General features: G+C 69.7%; 6 protein-coding genes. All 6 read left to right on the forward strand.

Translation table 11 applies throughout. The features are described 5' to 3' along the window. Positions 1–395, forward strand: a 395-nt coding sequence (rpsB, locus tag RIN80_RS26270) for a 30S ribosomal protein S2 (RefSeq protein ID WP_309098133.1), incomplete at its 5' end; no start/stop codon positions are given. A gap of 178 nt (positions 396–573) precedes the next feature. Then, positions 574–1,410 (forward strand): translation elongation factor Ts, encoded by an 837-nt coding sequence (gene tsf, locus RIN80_RS26275; protein ID WP_309098134.1) that lies wholly within the window; start codon positions 574–576, stop codon positions 1,408–1,410. Positions 1,411–1,594: 184 nt separating this feature from the next. Further along, positions 1,595–2,353, forward strand: coding sequence for a UMP kinase (pyrH, locus tag RIN80_RS26280; protein WP_003993277.1), 759 nt, complete (start codon positions 1,595–1,597; stop codon positions 2,351–2,353). Between the two features lie 164 nt (positions 2,354–2,517). Then, positions 2,518–3,075: a ribosome recycling factor gene (gene frr / locus RIN80_RS26285; protein ID WP_309098135.1), complete on the forward strand. Its 558-nt coding sequence runs from the start codon at positions 2,518–2,520 to the stop codon at positions 3,073–3,075. After that, the gene (locus RIN80_RS26290; RefSeq protein ID WP_309098136.1) at positions 3,075–4,274 is read left to right on the forward strand and encodes a phosphatidate cytidylyltransferase; all 1,200 of its coding nucleotides are present in this window, start codon (positions 3,075–3,077) and stop codon (positions 4,272–4,274) included. Before frr ends, RIN80_RS26290 begins: the two co-directional genes overlap by 1 nt. A gap of 123 nt (positions 4,275–4,397) precedes the next feature. Beyond that, positions 4,398–4,847 (forward strand): SRPBCC family protein, encoded by a 450-nt coding sequence (locus RIN80_RS26295; RefSeq protein WP_309098137.1) that lies wholly within the window; start codon positions 4,398–4,400, stop codon positions 4,845–4,847. The last annotated feature ends 77 nt before the right edge of the window (positions 4,848–4,924 follow it).

A 4,924-nucleotide genomic window follows, 5' to 3' on the forward strand; every position in this document is an offset into this window, starting at 1 on the left:
GTGAGGCCCGGAAGCTGAACATCCCGGTCGTCGCGATCCTCGACACCAACTGCGACCCCGACGAGGTCGACTACAAGATCCCGGGCAACGACGACGCGATCCGCTCCGTCACCCTGCTCACCCGCGTCATCGCCGACGCCGTCGCCGAGGGCCTCATCGCCCGCAGCGGTGTCGCCACCGAGGGCAAGGGCGAGAAGGCCGCCGGCGAGCCGCTGGCCGAGTGGGAGCGCGACCTGCTCGAGGGCGAGAAGAAGGCCGACGAGGCCGCCCCCGCCGCTGAGGCCGCCCCGGCCGCCGAGGCTGCCGAAGCTGCTCCGGCCGCCGACGCTGCCCCGGCCGCCGAGGCCGAGAAGCCGGCCGAGGACGAGAAGCCGGCCGAGGCCGAGCAGGCCTGACCCGTCAGTCCGCGTTGACGGCGGGAGCGGTACTCCATCACACGGCGCCTCCGGCGCGATGAAGTCCGCTCCCGCCGTTCACCCGTAGGTCAGCGCAAGGACAGCGCCCCCGGGCTCCATGGGGGGTGCATCCCGCAGATCTTCGATCTTCCAGACTTCGAGAAAGATTCACAGACTCATGGCGAACTACACCGCCGCCGACGTCAAGAAGCTCCGCGAGCTCACGGGCGCCGGCATGATGGACTGCAAGAAGGCGCTGGACGAGGCCGAGGGCAACGTCGAGAAGGCTGTCGAGGCGCTCCGCATCAAGGGCCAGAAGGGCGTCGCCAAGCGCGAGGGCCGCTCCGCCGAGAACGGCGCCGTGGTCTCGGTCATCGCCGACGACAACTCCTCCGGCGTCCTCGTCGAGCTGAAGTGCGAGACGGACTTCGTCGCCAAGGGCGAGAAGTTCCAGACCGTCGCCAACCAGATCGCCCAGCACGTCGCCAAGACCTCCCCGGCCGACCTGGAGGCCCTGCTCGCCTCCGAGATCGAGGCCGGCAAGACCGTCCAGGCGTTCGTCGACGAGGCCAACGCCAACCTGGGCGAGAAGATCGTCCTGGACCGCTTCGCGCAGTTCGCCGACGGCTACGTCACGGCGTACATGCACCGCACGATGCCCGACCTGCCCCCGCAGATCGGCGTCCTCGTCGAGCTGGACAAGCCGAACGCGGAGATCGCCAAGGGCGTCGCCCAGCACATCGCCGCCTTCGCGCCGAAGTACCTCTCCAAGGAGGACGTGCCGGCCGAGGTCGTCGAGTCCGAGCGCCGTGTCGCCGAGGAGACCACCCGCGCCGAGGGCAAGCCCGAGGCCGCCCTGCCGAAGATCGTCGAGGGTCGCCTCAACGGCTTCTTCAAGGACGCCACGCTGCTCGGCCAGCCGTACGCGCTCGACAACAAGAAGTCCGTCCAGAAGGTCCTGGACGAGGCCGGTGTCACCCTGAAGCGCTTCACGCGCATCAAGGTCGGCATCTGAGTCCGTACCGCGAGCGACGCCCGACCCCGATAGGGTCGACAGCAGTCGTCCGCGTACGCCGTCACAGGGGTGACGGACGACAGCAGAACTGACGAGGAGGCCATTGCCGTATGGGATGCGAAACACGCCCCACCGGCAATGGCCTTCTTCGTATGTGCACCACGTGAAAGAGGCGGGATCCCCCATGACCACCAAGGCCCAGAAGAGCGACGACGGCAAAGTACGCGGCCGGTTTCTGCTGAAGCTGTCCGGAGAGGCCTTCTCCGGCGGTGGCGGCCTGGGCGTCGACCCCGACGTGGTGCACAAGATCGCTCGCGAGATCGCGGCCGTCGTGCGCGACGGCGCGCAGATCGCGGTCGTCATCGGCGGCGGCAACTTCTTCCGCGGTGCCGAACTCCAGCAGCGCGGCATGGACCGGGCCCGCTCCGACTACATGGGCATGCTCGGCACGGTCATGAACTGCCTCGCCCTGCAGGACTTCCTGGAGAAGGTCGGTGTGGACTGCCGGGTGCAGACCGCGATCACCATGGGCCAGGTCGCCGAGCCGTACATCCCGCTGCGCGCCGTACGGCACCTGGAGAAGGGCCGTGTGGTGATCTTCGGCGCCGGTATGGGCATGCCCTACTTCTCCACCGACACCACCGCCGCCCAGCGCGCCCTGGAGATCGACGCCGAGGCGCTGCTGATGGGCAAGAACGGCGTGGACGGGGTCTACGACTCCGACCCGAAGACCAACCCGGACGCCGTGAAGTTCGACCACCTCGGCTACGGCGAGGTCATCACCCGCGACCTGAAGGTCGCCGACGCCACGGCCGTGACGCTGTGCCGCGACAACAAGCTCCCGATCGTGGTCTTCGAGCTGCTCGCGGAGGGCAACATCGCCCGCGCCGTCAAGGGTGAGAAGATCGGCACGCTGGTGGGGGACCCCGGCAGCCGGGACTGAGACACCGGAACAACCCCGTCCGGGGGACGGACGGGACGGAGCCGGGCCGGGGGATGGACAATGTCCTACCGGTCGGGAACCGTGCCAGAAGAAGACGCGACGCAGCCGGCCGCCGCCCACATGGAACCGCAGCCGGGCCTACTCAAGACACGCAGGAGCAAGTGGTGATCGAAGAGACCCTCCTCGAAGCCGAGGAGAAGATGGAGAAGGCCGTCGTGGTCGCCAAGGAGGACTTCGCCGCGATCCGCACCGGCCGTGCGCACCCGGCGATGTTCAACAAGATCGTGGCCGACTACTACGGCGCGCCGACGCCGATCAACCAGCTGGCCTCGTTCTCCGTGCCCGAGCCGCGCATGGCCGTGGTGACGCCGTTCGACAAGAGCGCGCTGCGCAACATCGAGCAGGCCATCCGCGACTCCGACCTGGGCGTCAACCCGAGCAACGACGGCAACATCATCCGGGTGGTGTTCCCCGAGCTGACCGAGGAGCGCCGCCGCGAGTACATCAAGGTCGCCAAGGGCAAGGGCGAGGACGCGAAGATCTCGATCCGCTCCGTGCGCCGCAAGGCCAAGGAGGCCATCGACAAGATGGTCAAGGACGGCGAGGTCGGCGAGGACGAGGGCCGCCGTGCGGAGAAGGAGCTCGACGACACCACCGCGAAGTACGTCGCGCAGGTGGACGAGCTCCTGAAGCACAAGGAAGCAGAGCTCCTCGAAGTCTGATGAACGACTCTTCCTGGGGGGCGCCGCCACAGGCCGGGTACTGGGGGCCCACCGACCAAGGGCACGGCCACGGACCCGCGCCGAGTCATGGCCACGGACCCGCGCCGGGTCTTGGCCACGGGTCCTTGCCGGGCCATGGCTACGGTCCCGTGCAGAGTCACGGCCATGGGCACGTCCGAGGGGCCGTCCCGGCGGGTCCCGCATACGATGCGCGGGAAGCGCCTCACACTCGCCCCATGCCCATCGTGCCCGACGTAGCCGCACACGGCGGAGACCAGGATGACGACCGGGGGGCCGCCACGCCGGGCGGCCCCCCGGTCCGCAACGAGACGAACCCGGAGCCCATGCCCGACGCCTCACAGCCGGCCCCCAAGCCGCAGAAGAAGAGCGCGGGTCGCGACCTCAGTGCCGCGATAGGGGTCGGCGTCGGGCTCGGCGCGGTGATCGTCGCCTCGCTGTTCATCGTCAAGGCCGTCTTCGTCGGCGTCGTCGCGGTCGCCGTGGTGGTGGGCCTGTGGGAGCTGACCAAGCGGCTGGACGAGCGCAAGGGCATCCGGGCGCCGCTCGTGCCGCTCGCGCTCGGCGGTGCCGCGATGGTCGTCGCCGGATACGTCCGGGGTGCCGAGGGCGCGTGGGTGGCGATGGCGCTCACGGCCCTGGCCGTGCTCGTCTGGCGCATGACGGAACCGCCCGAGAACTACCTCCGGGACGTTACTGCGGGCGTCTTCGCGGCGTTCTACGTACCGTTCCTGGCGACGTTCGTCGCGATGATGCTGACCGCGGACGACGGGCCGCAGCGGGTGCTCACCTTCCTGCTGCTCACCGTCGTCAGCGACACCGGGGCCTACGCCGTCGGCTGGCGCTTCGGCCGGACCAAGCTCGCGCCGCGCATCAGCCCCGGCAAGACGCGCGAGGGCCTGGCCGGCGCGGTCTCCTTCGCCATGGTCGTGGGCGCGCTGTGCATGCAGTTCCTCATCGACGACGGCGCCTGGTGGCAGGGCCTGGTGCTCGGCTTCGCGGTCGCGGTCAGCGCCACGCTCGGCGACCTCGGAGAGTCCATGATCAAGCGGGACCTCGGCATCAAGGACATGGGCACGCTGCTGCCGGGCCACGGCGGCATCATGGACCGGCTCGACTCGCTGCTGCCGACGGCTCCGGTCGTCTGGCTGCTGCTGGTCCTCTTCGTCGGGTCCGGCTGAGCGGAGCCGATCTCCTGGAGCGAGCCTCCGTCCGGTGCCGGGCGGAGGCTCGCCGCCGTTTCGGGGGTGCCGCCGGGAGCCGCCGGTGGGACGATGCGGAGGTACCTCCCCGAGGGGGCCATCATGTCCGCCATCAAAGAGACCGTCGACGTCGACTGCCGTCCCGAGGACGTCTACGACTACGTCACGGACACCGGGAGACTGCCGGAGTGGCAGCTGAGCGCCGTGTCCGCGGAGCGCCTCGACCAGGGGCCCGTCGGCGTCGGCACCCGGGTCCGCGTCACGCGCCACGTCGGCCGCCGCGTCATGCCGATGACCATGGAGGTCACCGAGTACGACCCGCCGCACAGCTGGGCCATGCGCGGCGTCGACGGCCCGGTCCGGGCCCGGGTGCACGGCGAGGTCGAGCCGCTCGACGAGGGCCGCCGCTCCCACGTCACGATCGCCGTCGACTTCGAGGGCCACGGCGTCGGCAAGCTCCTGGTCCCGCTCGTCGTCCGCCCCCAAGTCCGCAAGGAACTCCCACGCAACGAGCAGCTCCTCAAGGACCGGCTGGAGCACACGGGCGGATAGGCCGGCGCTTTCCGGTGCGGCGGGTCACCTGAATTGATCTGCGACACTGGTACAGCCATGCCTAAGCCCGGAGAACT

The organism is Streptomyces sp., assembly GCF_031181705.1.
GTDB lineage: Bacteria > Actinomycetota > Actinomycetes > Streptomycetales > Streptomycetaceae > Streptomyces.

Bases quoted from the DNA above. Each gene is read 5' to 3' on its own strand.
- tsf (WP_309098134.1), top strand. From the start codon at position 574: ATGGCGAACTACACCGCCGCCGACGTCAAGAAGCTCCGCGAGCTCACG.
- pyrH (WP_003993277.1), top strand. From the start codon at position 1,595: ATGACCACCAAGGCCCAGAAGAGCGACGACGGCAAAGTACGCGGCCGG.
- RIN80_RS26290 (WP_309098136.1), top strand. From the start codon at position 3,075: ATGAACGACTCTTCCTGGGGGGCGCCGCCACAGGCCGGGTACTGGGGG.
- RIN80_RS26295 (WP_309098137.1), top strand. From the start codon at position 4,398: ATGTCCGCCATCAAAGAGACCGTCGACGTCGACTGCCGTCCCGAGGAC.